Below are 18,376 nucleotides of genomic sequence, written 5' to 3'. Positions count from 1 at the left end.
ATATTATTAGGCGCTACAAATGAATACTTCGTTAATTAGTTCTCAAACAGTTGAGCTTGTTTCGCGGCTGACAGGGCAAAACCTACGAAAAGAGGATATTACTCCTCCGATTCTGTTTCTGGCGGGGCTGGTGACGGTGTTGTTGGGAGTCATTAATGCCGACGGTACTTTTGGCGCTGAAGAAAAGCAGCAACTGGCGACAACTTTGAAGGAACTTATTCCTGCTAATAACAGTTTGCAAAAATTGGTAATGCCAATGCTTAAAAGCGTGACGCAACATCAAGTTTACAAGAAATTTCCGGTGTTGTTGGCGCTGACAGCGTGTTTTTCTGAGGTGGAAAAATTGCTGCTAATTAGTTTTGGCTATCAGATGTCGGCAGCCGATGGAACGATGGACGATCGCGAAAAACAGTATTTGCAAATCATCGCCAACAGACTCGGAATCGACGGGCGATATTTGACTGTTTTGGAAGCGAGTTTTAGCAGTCAAACAATAAGGGATACAACAGCTTTAGCAGAAGTCCATTCGTTACTCGATCCAGCAAGATTTCAATCTCTCGATTCTTTGTTTGTCCGTGCAGCCAGTCACATTATCGAACATTTGCCAGCAAAACCCAAACAGCAAACAAATCGCAAACAGTCAGTTTCGTCCTATCAGGAGTTGAAAAAGTTTCAGGAGTATCGGCAACAACTTAACGCTGTTTGTGGCAAACTATATTTAACCTTGCTAGATGGAAGCGATCGCAACGTGCTATCTGCTAGTTTAACAGAAGAAGTCACAAAAATATCTCGTAAATTAGAGTCTCAATGTTTTCGAGTTGCTGTTGTCGGCGAGTTCAGCAAAGGCAAATCTACTTTACTCAATGCTTTGCTAGGTGAGGAAATTCAACCAGTGCGGGATATTCCCTGTAGCGGTACGGTGACAGTTTTGAAATACGGGCCGCAGCAGCGGGTGATTTGCAAATATACAGATGGAGGCGAGGAGGAGATTTCACCCGATCAATATCAAGAGAAAGCCTCGATTTCTGAGGAAGCTGCTTTAGGTTCTTTTGGAGATGAAACTGTCAAGTCAGAAATCACAGAAATCATTTTCGAGCATCCGAATCTCGAATTGTGTACCAATGGTGTAGAAATTATTGATACTCCCGGATTGAACGAACAAGCGGAACGCACGTTAGTTACGGAACAGGTTCTCAAAACAACTGATGCGGTGATTTTTTTGACTCACGCTCAAATGGCTTTGACAGAAAAAGAGCGGGAATTGCTGTTGTATTTGAAAAAAGAGTTGAATCCTGGGAAAAATGATGAAGCTGCGAAGAATATTTTTGTTTTAGTTAATTTTGCCGATTTGCTGCGTAGGGAAGGAAGCAGCCAACAGGTAAAAGAAAAGGTAGAAAAGTTTGCCTTTGATAAAAAGCACAATTTGATTGCAGGTGAAAACCGGATTCATTTTATTTCTGCTCAATCTGCACTCGATGCGATTTTGGACGGGACGGAAAATGAGTATGTGAAATCTTTTCAGGATTTTACCAAATCTCTGGAACAGTTTTTGACAGTTGAAAGAGGCGCGATCGCACTTCGGCAGTCCGCCACCGAAATTAAGCAAATTATTAATACTGGCTGCGATGAATTGAGTCAATATAGGGAAATGTTAGAAGGAAAATTGACAGTTTCCCCAGGAGATAAGGCGAAGATTTTTGAACAAATGGCGGAAGTAAGTGGCCGCGATGTAAAAATCAAACTTTTAGCGGATGAACTGATGCAGCAATCTTTAGACGAAACTCTTGAATCTTGGCATCAATGGGTGGAAGAATTGGGAGAACGTTTGCTATCAAAAAGTCATCGCTGGACTTCCGAACACGGACACATCATGAGTCAAGACAAGTTGACTAAAGATTATGCCGATCAATTTGTACGAGACATCACCGAAGAAATTGATGACTGGGGAAATCAAAAAGTACAGTCTATTTTAAAACAAAATATGGGAGTGCTAGACAGCCAAATCGGTGAAGATATTGATGCAATACGGCAAGAATTTCAACAGTTTGACCAGCAACTCAGCACTAGCCTTGTCGCTCAATTCAATAACTTAGCAACAGCAGGTAGCTTAGGCGGATTTGGCGGAAGTGGAAGGGGAATTGCTTCATCAATTAACCCAAATATCGGTAGTGATGAAAGCTTAGGCGTTGGTTTGGGTCTAGGTGCATTAGTAGGTGCTGGGTTGCTATTTTTTACAGGACTTGGTTTTATAGGAGTTATTTTGGGTGGCTTAGCTGCTGGCGCTGGTGGCGGTTTTGGCTTTAGTTTTTTAGATGGCGATGCTGTTAAAGATCAGATTAAGCAAAAAGTCGTTGAATTAGGCTTTGAGAAATTTGGCGAATCGGCAGAGTCGATTTTTGAGAAGGTACAAGAAAGGATTATTGCAGTATTTGACGATCGCGCTGATGCGAATAGCGATGCGATGTCAAAAGCTATCTGTCTGTGGGAAAATTTATTAGAACAGCAGGAAAAGCACGATCGAGAGCGAGCAGAATGCGAAGCCCAAAAACTTTGGCTGGCTGACAAACGTCGAGAACTCGAACAAGTACAGAATCAAATTGAAGCTATTTTAAATCAGAGCGATCGCTAATTCAATGAGTAACGGAATGATACGGAGGACACGGCAGTGCCGTTTCCCTACCCCGATTGATTGTAGGGACACGGCAATGCCGTGTCCTGACTGTGGGTAACTTAATCAATCAATCAATTCCGCTTCTTCAAAAATCTGCCTAGTCGTCAACTCCAAACCAGGCAGCAACTCATCCAAAATTAGTGTATTATCCGTATAAACTTGACTAGAACCATCGGTCAAAAAACTTTTAATTAAAATAGCCTCTGGATCAATCACCCAAACTCGCGGAACGCCCGCCGCCAAATAATCTTTCGCCTTCTCTTCAAATTCCTTCATACTTTGATCCGGCGATATAATCTCAATCACCAGTTCAGGAATTGCAGGACAAGCTTCATTTCGCCGCCAACTTTTCGGCAGACGTTCATAAGAAATGTACGTTAAATCGGGAACAGGTACCCAATCTTTATCCTGACGTTTTAACAAAATTGCCCATTCTGGAAGCACTCGCCCGCGTCCTTTACACCATACACGAATCAGGTCACACAAAGCTCCCTGTAAACTGGAATGAAAAAATTTTGGAGACACTTTAGGAACTGCTTCACCATCTACAAACTCACAATATACATCTCCGTCGGGCAAAGCTAGAAATTCTGCTAAAGTGAGTTTGGTTTCGATGCCTACCATGACTCCCAGCCCTCTCGCTAATTAACTCAAATATCAATTATACAAAATTTCCCAACATTCCTAGAAGTACGATCGCCCCTGGGCCTCTATTCCAAAAACCGAATAACAAAATCCCCGACTTCTTAAAAAAGTCGGGGATTTAACAGCGATCGCATTTTAGGTTAGGCGTTTCGCCTGTTTTTATGCCAACACTGGCACGGGCTGCGGCCAACGGTTCATGACTTTACCAATCACCGCCAATTCTTCCATCAACTTGTCGAACTGATCCGGTGTTAAAGATTGCGGCCCGTCAGACAAAGCTTTTTTCGGATTCGGGTGCACTTCAATCATCAGCGAATCAGTACCAGAGGCGATCGAAGCAAACGCCATTGACGGTACAAACTGCGCCCAACCGGTGCCGTGACTCGGGTCAACCATAATCGGTAAGTGAGTCAGAGTCCGCAATACTGGAACCGCCGACAAATCTAGGGTATTGCGTGTATATTGCCTGTCATACCCGCGAATTCCGCGCTCGCACAAAATCACGTTCGGATTGCCAGAAGCCATGATATACTCAGCAGCCATCAACCATTCTTCAATGGTGGCGGAAATGCCGCGCTTCAGCAAAACAGGTTTGTCTTGAGCTCCGACTTTCTTCAACAGTGAGAAATTCTGCATATTTCTCGCCCCGACTTGTACCACGTCGGCTACTTCCACGATCGCACTTAAGTCCGCCGCATCCATAACTTCTGTGATAATTCCCAAACCGCTAGCTTCCCGGGCCGCAGCTAGCAATCCCAAAGCACTCTCGCCGTGGCCTTGGAAAGCGTAGGGGGAAGTTCTCGGTTTGTACGCGCCACCACGGAGAAAATGAGCTCCAGCAGCTTTGACGCGCATTGCCGTTTCGACAATCATTTCTTCGTTTTCGACCGAGCAAGGGCCTGCTACGATCGCGATCGGGTGATGCAAGCCGATCGTTACAGTTCCTAAAGGAGTAGCAACCGCTACTTCGCTGGCTTCTCCTTGGCGATATTCGAGAGAAGCGCGTTTGTAGGGTTTTTCCACGCGCAGCACTTCTTCAATCCAGGTGCTCATTTCGCGCAGTTGCATCGGTTCGAGCTCAACGGTGTCGCCCACCAAACCCATGACGGTTTTGTAACGGCCGACAATTTTTTCTGGTATCAAACCCCAGCTAGTGCGGAGCTCTTCGTCGATGCGATCGATCTCGGCTTCTGGAGTGCCGGCTTTCATTACAATAATCATATTTTTTTTGCCTTTTCTGTTGGGCTAGAAACGGATGATGACTCTGATGCACTGAGAAAAATAGATGCAATGGCGATCGAGAATCTATTTATATCAGTATTATTAGCATTGTTCTGGGTGGGTTCTTATTCCCTCCCCAAATACAAACTCTAGATGGTTAACAGCTTAGTTTTTAGCTAATGACTAATAACTAATAACTAATGACTAATGACTAATGACTAACTTTTTGGCTTCGCGGCGCGCCACGCTTCTCGCATCCGTCCAAAATTGGTATTAAATTCTTCCCACCCCAGAGTGCTTCCTGAAACTTCTTCATCCCAGGAAGCTGAGAGGACTCCGTAGCTTAATCCCAGAACGCCTAGACCAAAACAGCCCATGCTTACCAGCAATACTGCTGTGTTGGGCAAATCAAACAAGCCTTTGCTGACTATCAAATAGCTGACAAAAAATGTGGAAATTCCCAGGATTGTCGGTATGCCGCAGAATACCGCTATGCGAGATATCATGCGTTGGCTGACTACTTCTGGGATGGATTGCGCCTGTTTTCCGGTTTTGTTAGCTTTCGGCTGCTTGTCGGCAGAATCCGACTCTAAGGCTACGCTTGCTTGGGGTTCTGGGGGCTTTTTAGGCGTTTTTTTACGATTTGTTGCCGGTTCAAAGGGCAAGCGCTTGCGGGGTGGTTCGGAGGACATATTTTATCTCTGACCTGAAATCTCGAACATTTTTCAATAAGTCTTGGTGTTTGTCCAAGATTAAAGAATATTGTCGCAAATTTTGGCTTTGGTGTTTAGCCGCGAATGCCTAGGCGGGCAATCAATGCTTTGTAGCGATCGACATTTTGCTTTTGGATGTATGCCAGCAGGCGCTTGCGGCGGCTGATCATCATCATCAAACCGCGCCGGGAGGCGAAGTCTTTTTGGTTGATTTTCAGGTGGGCGCTGAGTTTGGTGATGCGATCGGTCAGCATGGCGACTTGGAGATCTGCTGAGCCGGTATCGGTTTCATGGGTTTGGAAGTCGCCCATGATTTCTTGTTTGCGCTGTTGTGTAAGAGCCATGAATTGATTTTAGTTTTTTTTGTACGATTGTCACAATCTCCAATGTTATCACAGGGGAAGCATAATAACGATAAAATTTTTGCTAAGGATGGGTTCGTTTGTTGAGCAGAATAGACTTGAATTGTAAACATACTTAGGACGGGCGGGACGCCCATCCCACAGGAAAAAAAATTGTGGGATGGGCGTCCCGCCCGTCCTGGGTTTTTATTCCCGGCGGCTAGATATTGTAGGGGATGATCATTGTAGGGGATTATCGGCTCAAATAGGCGATCGCCTCACGTATCCAATCATCCGCATTACCTTTGGCGGACAAAGTGCTGTCTTGACTGAGGGTTTGCAGCGCTTGCAAGACTTCAGCCCCAGTGTATCCCATCGCCAGCAGGATCATCTCGACTTCTTCTTGAATAGCTGGGGGGACTCCGGCGGCGACTGAAGTTGTCAAACCTGCTTGCTGTCGCCATTCGGAGAGTTTGCTTTTGAGTTCGAGGGCGAGACGTTCTGCGGTTTTGGTACCCACGCCCGGAGTTTTGGCGAGGATGCGGGTGTTACCGCCGACGATCGCCTGGACTAAATCTTGCAATCCTAAAGTATCGAGAAGTGCGATCGCCAGTTGAGCACCCACACCGCTGACACTCGTCAACTGCCGAAACAAATCGCGTTCTGCCGCGCTACCAAAACCGTACAATACGATTTGGTCTTCCTTAACTTGCTGGTGAGTAAATATTTGGGCGACTTCGCCGGATGCTGGCAATTGACCGGTCACGCGGGGCAAAATTTGGATTTCATAGCCGATTTGATTGACTTCGAGAGTCAATATGACGCGGTTGCTGCCTTTGGCGATATCGGCGACTGTGCCTTTGAGATAGCTAATCATAAAATTAATAATAATACACCGCTATTCGTTTTCATCAAAGTCGGCGATGATGTTGCGGATTTCGTTGAGACTGATATCTGTTCGATCTGATTTTGAGTAAATGGTTAACAAAAGTACGCTGACGGGCGATTCGACTTGATAAATCATGCGATACCCTGCACTTTTCCCTTTTTGGATGTTGCTGTTTTTCACCCGGACTTTTAAGATGATATAATCATCGCCCATTCCGGGAATGCGATCGCCAATAAAATTGCCAGCCTGTATTTGTTCAATTACGGGCTGGACATCATTGCGGATACTGCGATATCTTTTCGCGAGGGCATACAAATTTGCTTCAAAGTCATCCGCAAATCTGATAGTGATTGCTTCGGCTTCATTCGGCATCGATTCTCTCCCACAGTTCAGAGATTGGTCGGGTTTGTCCGGTTTTAGCTTGCTGCAACGCTCTTCTGAGACTAGCTTTTACTTCTGCAACTGGAGTATCGTCGGGGTCGTCTTCACCTTCATCTGTAGGTTCCTGAAAGAGGACGATGATTCGCACGGGGCCCGGAGTGTCTAGTGTTAAAGGTCGATCGAGAATTAATTGACCTTTTTCGTCGATCGTTCCTGTGACTTCAAAGGCTTTCATTTGTTTTTCCTTAATTTTTTTGAGTTAATACTATTATATAAGGCCGCCCGATCGATTTTGTTTTTGTCATATCGTTTCCGGTTGCATCGGAATCATAAAATCGAGTCAACAGTTAACACTCAACCATTCAGTTTTTCGACCCGCCCGTCAACAGTCAACAGTCAACAGTCAACAGTCAACAATAATAAGGAGTGCAACCGGAATTGATATCAAGTCAAAATAAGCTGCTGTTTAACCAAAGACAAATCCGTCTTACCAAAATTCATAACCAAAGCCACATTAAAATTTTCCAATGATTTGACAAACCACATAATTTCATTAGAAGCTTTACCTTCATAGTGATTGAACAAAATAGAAAATCGCTTTTCCAACTCTGGTTTGACTTTGCCCGAAAGCAGTACAAGTTTCAGCAGTAAACCCATTGTCCTGCTGGCGCCGAGGTTGTACACCAAGTCGTAAAAAACATAGTGGCTGGGATGTTGAGCATTTTCCACTACTAAGAAATTGAACAACTGGTGGCAAGTCCGAACTAACAATGGATTATTGAATTTCACCGAATCATTTTCTCGCAATGTATTTTTGATTTGTTTGTACAAACGGTCATTAAATTGACGCCCCCCGTATTCGGGTTCTACCGACGATATTAAATATTCATATAAATCAACTTTAAATGAGCCGTAAGATGGAGTTTTTCTGGAATCTCTCAGGAAAAATTGAGCCGCTTCTTTGTAGCTGCGATCGCCTGCTACTTTTCCCGCAAATTCCCTGACCGCTAAGTGCAGTTCTGCATCGTTCAAAAGTGTGGGATTAGCAGCCCGCTGCACAATTCCTATTTCTGTATTTCTCGGCTCAACCATATAATTCAAATATTGAGACAAATGTGTTTCAAATTGTCGTTGCCTTTGAAATGCCAGTTTTTGAATGGTTTGTTGGTCTTCCTCAATGCTGTCCTTGCTCAGCAGAGAATACCCGTACAAATAAGGATACCGACATATCAATTCGCCCAAAGGATAATCAGTATCTTGTGTCTGCGGTTCCGCCTCTCTATCTAGGGCTTTTACTAAGCGCTCTAGGGTCTGGAATTCTTCACTTTTAGTAAAGAAAGCTATTTGTTCTTGCAAGCGCTTGACTATGTAAAATTCCATCCCAAATCGTGGAGAAGTCTGCTTAAATAAAGCTACCAACTTGGCGATCGCGAACTGATTTTGTGATTGCAATTGCCAGCGGTTGATCGGGATGTAGCAGCAGCGGTGGAGGATATATTTAAAGTGCTGATCCGATCGCTTGACGGAGACTATACTGTACAAAGTTGCTTCTATCTCTCGATCGGGATAGCCCATGCCGTCGATAAATAGCTTTCGGAACCGCTCGATCACCTGTGCGGGGGATTCTGTTTCCACGCAGGAGACGATGTGATCGTACAATCTCTGTTCGTTGCTGCCAGTTGGAACACTATCTGAGGGCGGGGTGAGGATGCGGCTGTCTGCATCTGTGTCTACGCTGCTGTCTGCAACTTGTGCGACAACCACTGTCGGTTTTTCCCCAAAAGTTCGATCGGGATTCAAGAACCAATAGTGTTCTTGGCTTAATTGTTTGTCCGCAGCCCAATCCAAAGCTGACTGCAAACTTTCCCCTGTCAATAACAGCGATTCATCTTCGCGGTCTGAAGCCAGCCATGCTGCTAGCGCGGAGTGGTACGGAGCCAATTTTCCCAGCTCTTTTTCTACCCAGAATCGATTAAAAACTGACTGATAAATTAGGTTGGCAACTATTAATTTACCCTGAGATTTAACAACCAGTCCTGACAGTTGCAATTCGATTTTTTCGGGAGAGTATTCTGCTGGTATTCCTTGCGATTCCCCCGGTTTTGTTGCCTTGATCGGTTGCAAAGCTTGCTGGTACAGCGTTAACAGCCGCGTGAGGTCGCAGTGGCTATGGAAAATGCGATCGCGTATGGGTATCAAATGTTGGGGTTCGTCTTCTTCTTCCCAATTTTTAATAATTCTGTGTTTGACCAGTTTTTCAACCTGCTGAGCTTCGGAATTTCTGCCAATAAAAGGTCCGTATTCAAGTACCAAGTGGCAAACTTTTTGAGTTAGAAACGGTTGGCCGCCAGTCCAAGTTAATATTTCTTGGAGCACTTTTTGGGGGCGAAAAGCTTTCAGGGCTAATCCTTTTGCTAGCGGCAAACTTTCGTGCAGTTGGAATCGACTTAAATGAATCTGCCGTCCAATATTAAAAGGGTTGCATTTTGGATCTCGGATCAATTCTGAGGGGGCTGCTACTCCCATAACAGCAAAAGTCAGGCGATCGTATTCCGGTTGCTCTGCCCGCTTGGAGTAACAAGCCCGGATCAAAGCAAAAAAATCGCTGGTACTGAAATTTAGGCGGCTGATGCTGTCAATGTCATCAATGAAAATTACCAGATTTTGCTGAAGTGACTTGAGCAAAACTTTTTCGATAAATATCTCTAATCGCTGTACCGGCGGCAGCAGTTCCCGATCGTTCCACCACTTGATGGCATCAAACCTGTTTGTGATGTGTAAACTGCTTGCCATACGGTACATGATTGCTGCGTACCACTTTTGGGGGGAGATATCTGGGCTGCTGATGCTTCTCAAGTTGATGGCGGCAAAAACTGTACCTTCGGCTTGCAACCTTTTGGCCGTTTGGACTAGCAGGCTGGACTTTCCCATTTGTGGCGAACTCAACACGTAGCAAAAGTCTCCGGCTTTGAGTCCTTCGTAGAGATCGCTGTCTGCCGATCGCCTGACATAGGTGGGCGCACCGGCAGGCAAATATCCTCCGACTTGATATTGGTACGTTGAGTTGACTTCTGCTGTCATCTGGGAATTCATCAAGATTTTACGCCCCTATGCTGTGCGATCGAAAGGTTACAAATTGGAATTATTGCCTGCTTATACCATTTTAGATTTTAGATTTTAGATTGGCGAATGACTTATTCAATAAGGGTTTGGAGTTTGCGTGTTGCATTTGCATTGTTTTTTTTGAATCGGCTTTACTATGGTAGAAAATTTTTGTTCCTCTTTCTCTATTGTCTACTAGCTCAGCTTTCTTCTCGTCAATCTTTACCGTATCTTTGCAAGCGTTCGCCCCAAAATCCTACGATCGGCCCAATTGTACCCCGGCACTTGATTTTTTACACTCGTTCACATAATTGATGAATTTTCACTCGATCGGATTGAGAACGCTAAAATGCCGTTTTTTTTACATTTTTTTACAATAATACTTTAAAATTCACCCGGTGGTATGATGTGGGCAGGGAAACTCCTAACCACAGCGCCGTCAACCTTCTGGCTTTAGATCCGCCTGCCGGATGCCGGAGAAAAACGCGCTCGCAATGGCTGCCAATAAAAAACCCCAGCGTTTTGCTGAGGACTGCTTGAGTGGGAGATATCGTTAATCTGCGTTTTTTTAGTTGACTTAGATTGCATGGAATTCCATGCTGCTGACTTTCCCCGGGCTTTCGCGTTCGGGAATTCCTAAGAACAAACTTTTCAGGATGCATCCACAAAAAGTTTAATTCTTAAAGGCTTTGTCAGTACCAGGCTAACCACTTACTCAACTATTAAAGTTAAGTGTGTGGCTAATTGTAGAAGATGCGCCCTGATGGCTTAACTACCCGATGGATTAGCACCCTGATGGCATAACTCCCTGATGGATCGACGCCCTGATGGCTTTCGCTCCACTACCCAAAAGATTCGGGTTGATGGATGATCGTGGACATTAGTAACACGTCACTTCCGGCGTTTCCGATCGCAAGCGGGTGTGCCTGTCTGAATTGATTATGGCAGGCAGATTTATCAGAAGACAAGTGGGCTATTGCATCAACCCATTTCTGACAGATCGGGTTAGCCAAAAAGTGTCAATCTACGGAAATCAGGGTCATCGAACATGAAAAACAGCATCTTAGTATTAGGGGTAATTGCCTCGGCTGGCTTCGGCTTTTTCCAGGCAGGCAGCGCCAGCGCTTCAGCGATCGCCACACAACCTTCATCAGCCAGTAGTGTGACGGCTTGGGAGAGTCGTCCTGACTTTAACTACACTGGAACGAATGAGGATGGGGACCAAGAAGAGGTAAAAACGGGTAAAGGCAGGAAATAATTGGCGCCCGGAGTGTGGTTCGCTCTGATGCGGTTGTGGTTGTAGTTGTGGTGCTTGTTGTCCCAACCCCCTCTGATCGAGGTAGTTAAAACTCGATCCCAAGATCAGTCTACCTAATCCCAGGGGTGGGTATCAGTTTCAGAGAACGGTGGATGGGAAAATAAACAGGTAAGGCGAGTCTGTCGGTGGAGTTTCCCCGCCTATCAACTTCCTTACCTTCTGATGTTCGGGATTCGGATCTGGCACAATCGTATTTCATCTCGTAAAAACCCAATGGAAAATACTCTCGAAACTACCCGCAGACAGCGCGTATTGACAAGAACCCAGGAACGGCGTCAGGCGACACCCAAAGAAAAACAGTTGATTCATCTGCTAGCCAATATGGCTTGCAGTTTGATTAAATACGACTACAAACACGCAGCGGGCAAGGGTACTCTCCCGCCTTCGGAAAGCAAGCGTTTAGCGGAATGGCACTACCTGCGAGTTCAGCAAATTCGCCGGATCGAACGCTCATTGGAACCCGTAGCGACCCTTAAGCGCGTGTACTACAAGAGCATCCTCAGTCCGAGAGATCTGAAGTCTTTGAAACTTCTGTGGCTGGAGGAGGACAAAAACCGTGTCAAACGGGTCGATCCTGACTTGGACGACATCCTCAGCGAAGCTTTGGATCGGGGAGATACTTTAAAACAGCTATTTCACTCGATCGAAGTCAAAGAACGCACCTTTGCTGCAACTCCTCGCCCAGGCGCCGTCCCGCTGTGGGTCAAAGAGTGGGAAGAGTCGGAATATGACATAAACTTTTTTCCGCCTTCCTTCTCTGCATGGGTTTCCATCGTGGACGACTAGGTTCAAGAAAAACTCTTTGACATGGCATCGATCGTAAATTTCAGATGGTAGACTTATTGGCTATTGTTGCCATTGGCGAAAAGTGTGCGGGCGATCGGCTCAACTAGGCAGCGTTGCGCGCAGGCATCCGAGTACAGAGAAGTGAATCGGAGTCAGTACCATTGTACAATGGGGGAAAACCAGGGCTTCAGCTAATAGCTGATAGCTGATAGCTGATAGCTGATAGTTTCTCATGACTGACTCGATTTCTACTTCTCCTCTAGACTCGGCGGCCGATACAGCCGAACTCCGCTCTCAGTTGAGGTCTGGTTCGGAAAAAGCTCAACTGCAACTGCTACAACAACAAATAGCAGATTCCGGTTGGGATGTATTGATGGAATTTTTATTAGAGCGCAAGTCAGAGGCACCGACTGCGGTAATGGGTAAGGCTTACCAAATTCTTTACAGTGCTAATTCTCCGAGAGTGGCGGAGTTTTTGCAAGCGAATTTTCCCACTGGGGTTGTGCCGCTGCGATCGGACTCTAACATTGATTACACTCCACTGCAACAATTATTGGCGTTACAGGAATTTCAAGAAGCCGATCGCTTGACTTTAGACAAGCTTTGTGAATTAGCTGGTGATACAGCTTCCGTAAGAAAGTGGCTGTATTTTACGCAAGTTGAGAGTTTGCCGGTGGCGGATTTGCAAACAATTAATACGCTGTGGAAAGTTCATTCCGAAGGCAAATTTGGGTTTTCTGTGCAGCGGGAAATTTGGATCGGTTCGGGGAAGAATTGGGATAAGTTGTGGCCGCTAATTGGCTGGAAGAAGGGAAATAATTGGACGCGGTATCCGCAAGAGTTTATTTGGGATTTGAGCGCGCCTAGGGGTCATTTGCCGCTGTCGAATCAGTTGCGGGGAGTGCAGCCTTTTGCAGCTTTGATGGCTCATCCTGCCTGGTTGAAGTGAATGGTTTTGGGGCTTTTGGAGAATGTGGGGGCCGGCTGGATGTTCGGCCCAACATTTGTTGCTTAGGGGGTGTTGGCTCCCACATTCCGCAAATAGGAAAGCAGATTGAAGAATTAGAAAAATGAAAAACCTCAAGCCTGAAATCATTAGCGGGTAATCATTTCAGGCTTTTTTCCAGTAAAATAAACAAGTCAGTGAGCCAGAGGAAAAGCCATGAATGAGTCCCCGTCAGGCATAAAACCCACATTCCGCACCCCCAACTGGCACATAGGCAGATTGAGGGGATAAAAGTGAATCATCCGAGATCATAGTGAGTAAAAATACTCAAAAATCTGTGCAACGAGATCATCACTCAGTTAGGGATTCCTAAAAATTGACATGAGGGCATTAATTCAATCTTCTTAACCCATTAAAAGTCAAAAATCAGACCATTAATAACTATTAATTTCCAGCATATATCGCCCGCATTATGACAATAATACATCACTGCTGAATCAAAAATTATTTAAATGTAAGTCAGGTTGACCAATCAATAATCGAGTTCATTTCACAACAAAAAGTAATAAGACCGACAGGTGACTGGAAATAAACTTAATATGACCAACCGTTCGGCTGTCAAATTAGGGTAGTGCCCTGAAGGAAAGGATCAAGAGAATTAAACTGAATTCAAAGAAAGTAGGCGTTTAGAGTTGTAAATTAGGGCTTGCTGAATAATCGATCGGATTTTACGTGGCATGGGCTAAGAACTGGTGCGAGCGAGAGTCAGGTCGCCGTGAAAAACAGGTAAAATAGATCAAAACCCGTGCATCACCATCTGCGATCGTGTACAGAAAAGCTGAGCTTGCTCCCCTCACACCCTTGGACTTTGAACTAGCCAACGGATCTAAATTGTCCGCAGACAACCGTTGGGTAAAAATGGCCCAACTAATCCCAGGCGTCAGAATTTGAGTCAGAATATGCTGAAAACTTCCCGACAGAAATGGGTGCACCAGCCAAATCCTTTCGGATGGCATTGGGAGCATTAATTATTAAAGAAAAACTGGGAATTAGCGATCGGGAAACAGTCGAACAAATTCGCGAAAATCCCTATCTACAATACTTCATCGGTCAATTAAGCTACAGTAACGAGCTGCCATTTGACCCATCACTATTAGTTCACTTTCGACAACGGATTAGTGGGAATTTAATTAACAAAGTGAACGAAGGAATGGTCAAAAAAATACAAGAAACCGCCGCAGGCAAACCCGAAAAAAAAAAGGATTCGGACGCCAAAAATGAGTCACAAAATCGAGGAAAGTTGATCGTAGATGCGACCTGCGCCCCCGCCGATATTACCTATCCGACCGACTTAGGACTATTAAACCTTGCCAGAGTTCACACCGAAAAAATTATAGATATTCTCTATAAATCTCTAAAAGACAAAGCAAAAAAAAAGCCAAGAACCTACCGAAATCTAGCGAGAAAAGACTACTTAGCAGTAGCCAAACAAAGACGACCCACCCAAAACAAAAAAAGACAAGCAATTAAAAAACAACTCCAATATATCAAAAGAAATTTAGCTCATATTGGACAGCTAATAGAGTCAGGTGCGACTTTAAAAACTCTGAATAAAAAGCAATATAAAACCCTGCTATTCCTCACATAAGTCTATCGCCAACAGCAATGGTTATTTGATAACAATAAACAGAGTATTGAGCATAGAATAGTAAGTTTAAGCCAACCCCATATCCGTCCCATAGTCAGAGGAAAAGCAGGGAAAAAAGTAGAGTTTGGAGCTAAACTATCAGCCAGTTGCTTTGAGGGATATGTATTTTTAGACCGAATGAGCTGGGATAGTTTCAACGAATCAGGAGACTTAAAAGCACTCATTTGAAGCATATCATAGGTTCACCGGATATTATCCAGAGTCAGTTCATGCCGATCGTATTTATCGTACAAGAGAAAACCGAGCATGGTGTAAAGAAAAAGGTATTAGAATCAGTGGTTCGCCCTTGGGAAGACCCCCAGCAACAGTCAGTAAAGAAAAAAAGAAGCAAGCCTTGTCAGATGAGAGAATTAGAAATGCAATTGAGGGTAAGTTTGGACAAGGTAAACGAAGATTCAGTCTGAATAGAGTGATGGCAAAACTTGATAATACTTCTGAAACAGTTATTGCTATTACTTTTTTAGTAATGAACCTTTCTACCTGGTTGCGCCAGGTTTTTTGTGTGTTTTTATGTCGTTCGGGCAAAACAACACCTGTTTTTAGATTGAAGATAATCTCCAATTATACTGGGAGGAAATTAACGCCTGAAAAACTTATCTTAAATCGAGCTTGAATAATCGATCGCTCCTGTTCTTGGGAAAGCGATCGATTATTCAGCAAGCCCTAAATTAGCATTGTAATGATGCACAAAGCGCCAAATGGCAGCAATATGATTTTCTAATTTTTTAGAGAAGGCTAAGCTCTTTCTTACCAATCGAGACACTCGTTGTCGAATAGTACAGTTGAAGCGCTCGATATAGCTAGTAAAACCACTATCGAGAGTCTACACTCCGATGACGTTTGCTGGGCAATACAGAATCATAAGCACTCCAATGGTCGGTATAAATTACTGCACACTGACGGTACACTGGTGGCATTGAATTCCATAAAGCACTCTTCCGATACTGCGCTACGATCTCCAATATGTACACCAACAATTTCCCTAGTCTGGGCATCCAATGCCAGCCAGACCCACTGCTGATTTCCTTTACTATCAACGAATGACCATAACTCATCCATCTGAACACTCAAGCGCTTTTTTTGCTTGGGAGTCACCTCCACTTGCTTCTTAACAGCAGCGGCTTGGCTATTAACGTATCGCTGCACTGTATCTTCTGACACTTGTAGTACCCGAGCAATCCCCGCCTGAGAAATACGTTCAAGTAGCATCCGTGACATCAACTCTTTTTGTTCTTTTGTAATAGGTTTCCATGCCGGATTTAAAACAAATTGACGACCACATTCTCGGCATTTATAATTTTGTTTATGATGCCGAGTTTGACCGTTTCGACTAACTTCTTCCGAAGCACAATTAGGGCAACAATTAATTTCTAATGTCAGATCACGCTATGGCAAACACTTCTCTAATCATAACGTACTCTGATCCTTTCCTTCAGGGCACTACCCAAATTAGAAACTTGTTGAATTCCTTGAATAAAAACGGTATGAATCGATTGAAAGCTTTGGAATATCCAGCGCAAAGTAGGTCGATTGGTTTCTTTACCTAACTGATTTTTTACTGTTTTATTAGTGAGTTGCAAGTTTTGCCGGAGTAACCTTTGACCTAAAGTATAAATCAACAAACACAAACCCATTACCAAAGTTAAAGCCTCGATTCTTTCCGGCGACTTGAGAAACACGCTATCCGTAAAAAATAGTGGGTCTTTCAAAAACCCAAACCCTCTCTCTGCTGCCTGCTGTTCCTCATATTTTACAATCATTTCATCAGGATTTAATTGCTCTGCATCCAGCACATTAGTAGCTAAGATAAATCGGCCACTAGCTTTAGTTGCTTTGGCTACCGCACTAGAATCTAATTCTAGTTGTGCTTGAACTTTAAATATTAACTTAGAGCTATCAATGTCAGAACTGGTCGAATTAGCACCGGATTTTGCTGTCGATTGTCTGCTACTAATTTGGGTTAAATTATGATATTTTAGTTGTGTAGATAAACGACGTGCTGCTGACAAGGCATCGGTGTCACAACCCACATTCCGCAGATATTCGATCGGATTTAATTTCAAAAGAATTCAGAATTTTCCCAACCTCAAATGATTGCTATGCAATGATTTGAAGTTTTTTTAAGGTATAATAATTGCAATACTTCGGACAGTTTTGGAACAGCGACGCTCCGCGAGCAGAGCCAAAAATTCCCTGAGATTTTAACCGATAATCAAAAAAAAGGCACTTTTTACGTTAAGCTCAAAAAACACACGAACTTAAAAAAATGCCCGATGAATATTCTAGAATCTATCTTACAACAAATGTCAGGGATTAGTCAATCCCAAAAAAAGTTTATGGTAATTTTATTTTCCACCATATTACTTGTTTATGGCAAAGTTAATTTTACCAATCTGAGCCGTTATAGTTCATTGAGTGAAAAAACTTATCGTCGTCATTTTTTGAAAAAATTCAATTTTAGTGAATTCCATCAATGTTTTATCAAGAAAGCATTGAATTCTGAGCGAACAATTATTGCTGCAATCGATTGTTCATGTATTAAAAAAAGTGGCCAAAAGACTGAAGGTAAAGCTACCTTTTATAATGGTGTAGCTGGCAGACCTGAAGAGGGATTAGAAGTTTCTGTCATTTCTCTTGTCGAAGTTGAAACTCATTTATCTTATAGTGTGAGCGTACAACAAACGCCCTGGCGTCCTCCTACAGAACTACCCAAAAGTCCCCTAACTACTAAAGGAAAAAAACGTCAAAAAAACAGACAACAAAAGAGGCATTTAAAAGCTCAACGCCTGAATTAACAAGAGTTGACGACTATGCCAAACATTTAAAAGAAACTCGTTTTATATTGCCAGAATCTGTACGTTATTTGGTAGCTGACGGTTATTATTGTCGCGCCAAGTTCTGGGATGCTGTACGGGATTCAAATTTACATTTGATTAGTAAATTACGGTCTGACGCCAACTTGAATTACATCTATACAGGTGAAAAAAACAAAATAGGTGCCCCTCGCAAATATGATGGGAAAGTAGACTGTAACAAATTAAAAAACTTAACTTTTATCAAAGAAATCAAGCCGGGGGTTAAGCTTTATTCATTAGTAGTATGGAGTGTTTGTTTAAAATGTCAAATACGTTTAGCTTGTCTTCAAGAAGTTCAACCTAACGGTAAAATTAAAAATATTTTATTGTTCAGCACTGCTCTCGATCTGACAGGTGAGCAAATACTTGAGTATGATCGGGCTCGTTTTCAAATTGAATTTATTTTTCGTGATCCCAAACAATTTACAGGTTTATCCGATTGCCAATCTTGTAGTGGTCAACGCCTGGATTTTCATTTTAATGCCAGTCTGACTGCTTTAAACTTAGCCAAATATGAAGCTTATAATCGTCATTCATCTCCCGATCCATTCGTGTTTTCGATGGCTTCTTATAAACGCCTTGAATTCAATAGGCATATACTTTACACCTTTATTGATAAGTTAGATTTAGACCCGAATTTAATTTTAAATCACCCTAACCTTCCGTCAGTCCTATCCTATGGTACTCTCGCTGCTTAAAAACTGTCCGGAGTATTGATAATTGGGGTGCATCTCACTTTTGCGAATATGTCAAAAAAGGGTTAAAATGAAAAAGCTAGTAAAATCGTTAAATAAAAATGA

Annotated in this window: 15 protein-coding genes and 3 pseudogenes; 7 read left to right on the top strand and 11 right to left on the bottom strand. The window is 43.5% G+C overall.

Going from position 1 to position 18,376, the window contains the following annotated elements:
* Positions 1 to 19 precede the first annotated feature (19 nt).
* Positions 20 to 2,629: a dynamin family protein gene (locus QUA43_RS17560; RefSeq protein ID WP_333375571.1), complete on the top strand. Its 2,610-nt coding sequence runs from the start codon at positions 20 to 22 to the stop codon at positions 2,627 to 2,629.
* A gap of 105 nt (positions 2,630 to 2,734) precedes the next feature.
* Here QUA43_RS17560 and QUA43_RS17555 read toward each other — a convergent pair whose 3' ends face one another.
* From QUA43_RS17555 to QUA43_RS17520, 8 genes are all read right to left on the bottom strand, one after another.
* Positions 2,735 to 3,295, bottom strand: coding sequence for a Uma2 family endonuclease (locus QUA43_RS17555; protein ID WP_333375570.1), 561 nt, complete (start codon positions 3,293 to 3,295; stop codon positions 2,735 to 2,737).
* A 180-nt stretch (positions 3,296 to 3,475) separates the two neighbouring features.
* The gene (aroF, locus tag QUA43_RS17550) at positions 3,476 to 4,537 is read right to left on the bottom strand and encodes a 3-deoxy-7-phosphoheptulonate synthase (protein ID WP_333375568.1); all 1,062 of its coding nucleotides are present in this window, start codon (positions 4,535 to 4,537) and stop codon (positions 3,476 to 3,478) included.
* Between the two features lie 218 nt (positions 4,538 to 4,755).
* Positions 4,756 to 5,229 carry a PAM68 family protein gene (locus tag QUA43_RS17545; RefSeq protein ID WP_015174481.1) on the bottom strand — a complete coding sequence of 158 codons (474 nt, stop codon included), beginning with the start codon at positions 5,227 to 5,229 and terminating at the stop codon, positions 4,756 to 4,758.
* Between the two features lie 95 nt (positions 5,230 to 5,324).
* A complete protein-coding gene (rpsO, locus tag QUA43_RS17540; protein ID WP_333205659.1) occupies positions 5,325 to 5,594 on the bottom strand; it encodes a 30S ribosomal protein S15 in 270 nt (89 codons plus the stop codon).
* A gap of 250 nt (positions 5,595 to 5,844) precedes the next feature.
* Positions 5,845 to 6,468, bottom strand: a complete 624-nt coding sequence (gene ruvA, locus QUA43_RS17535; RefSeq protein ID WP_333048677.1) for a Holliday junction branch migration protein RuvA — start codon at positions 6,466 to 6,468, stop codon at positions 5,845 to 5,847.
* A 21-nt stretch (positions 6,469 to 6,489) separates the two neighbouring features.
* Positions 6,490 to 6,852: a type II toxin-antitoxin system RelE/ParE family toxin gene (locus QUA43_RS17530; protein ID WP_333375565.1), complete on the bottom strand. Its 363-nt coding sequence runs from the start codon at positions 6,850 to 6,852 to the stop codon at positions 6,490 to 6,492.
* Entirely contained in the window at positions 6,842 to 7,096 is a 255-nt protein-coding gene (locus QUA43_RS17525) for a type II toxin-antitoxin system RelN family antitoxin (RefSeq protein WP_333375563.1), read from the bottom strand. Before QUA43_RS17525 ends, QUA43_RS17530 begins: the two co-directional genes overlap by 11 nt.
* 209 nt (positions 7,097 to 7,305) lie before the next feature.
* Positions 7,306 to 9,954, bottom strand: coding sequence for an AAA-like domain-containing protein (locus QUA43_RS17520; RefSeq protein ID WP_333375561.1), 2,649 nt, complete (start codon positions 9,952 to 9,954; stop codon positions 7,306 to 7,308).
* A gap of 1,057 nt (positions 9,955 to 11,011) precedes the next feature.
* Between QUA43_RS17520 and QUA43_RS17515 the strand changes: the two genes are divergently transcribed.
* From QUA43_RS17515 to QUA43_RS17500, 4 genes and pseudogenes are all read left to right on the top strand, one after another.
* Positions 11,012 to 11,221 (top strand): hypothetical protein, encoded by a 210-nt coding sequence (locus QUA43_RS17515; protein WP_333375559.1) that lies wholly within the window; start codon positions 11,012 to 11,014, stop codon positions 11,219 to 11,221.
* 273 nt (positions 11,222 to 11,494) lie between these two features.
* A complete protein-coding gene (locus QUA43_RS17510; RefSeq protein WP_333326049.1) occupies positions 11,495 to 12,067 on the top strand; it encodes a hypothetical protein in 573 nt (190 codons plus the stop codon).
* A gap of 232 nt (positions 12,068 to 12,299) precedes the next feature.
* Complete coding sequence (locus QUA43_RS17505; RefSeq protein WP_333375557.1) at positions 12,300 to 13,016, top strand: GUN4 N-terminal ARM-like repeat domain-containing protein; 717 nt, start codon at positions 12,300 to 12,302, stop codon at positions 13,014 to 13,016.
* A gap of 822 nt (positions 13,017 to 13,838) precedes the next feature.
* Positions 13,839 to 15,334, top strand: a pseudogene (locus tag QUA43_RS17500) (IS5 family transposase).
* Between the two features lie 93 nt (positions 15,335 to 15,427).
* Here the strand turns inward: QUA43_RS17500 and QUA43_RS30880 are convergent.
* The 3 genes and pseudogenes from QUA43_RS30880 to QUA43_RS17490 all read right to left on the bottom strand — a co-directional run.
* Positions 15,428 to 15,526 (bottom strand): annotated as a pseudogene (locus QUA43_RS30880) (IS1 family transposase); the annotation flags it as partial.
* Between the two features lie 53 nt (positions 15,527 to 15,579).
* Positions 15,580 to 16,089 (bottom strand): IS1 family transposase, encoded by a 510-nt coding sequence (locus QUA43_RS17495; protein WP_445301978.1) that lies wholly within the window; start codon positions 16,087 to 16,089, stop codon positions 15,580 to 15,582.
* 77 nt (positions 16,090 to 16,166) lie between these two features.
* Positions 16,167 to 16,787 (bottom strand): annotated as a pseudogene (locus QUA43_RS17490) (IS1634 family transposase); the annotation flags it as partial.
* A 207-nt stretch (positions 16,788 to 16,994) separates the two neighbouring features.
* On the opposite strand from QUA43_RS17490, the gene QUA43_RS17485 reads away from it, so the two are divergent.
* A complete protein-coding gene (locus QUA43_RS17485; RefSeq protein ID WP_333375554.1) occupies positions 16,995 to 17,516 on the top strand; it encodes a transposase in 522 nt (173 codons plus the stop codon).
* A 47-nt stretch (positions 17,517 to 17,563) separates the two neighbouring features.
* Complete coding sequence (locus tag QUA43_RS17480; protein WP_333375551.1) at positions 17,564 to 18,274, top strand: transposase; 711 nt, start codon at positions 17,564 to 17,566, stop codon at positions 18,272 to 18,274.
* Positions 18,275 to 18,376 lie beyond the last annotated feature (102 nt).

This window comes from Microcoleus sp. N9_B4 (genome assembly GCF_036701635.1).
Taxonomy (GTDB): Bacteria; Cyanobacteriota; Cyanobacteriia; order Cyanobacteriales; family Microcoleaceae; genus Microcoleus.
Note: the sequence above shows the minus strand (reverse complement) of the source record. Positions and strands in the feature narration are given on the sequence as shown.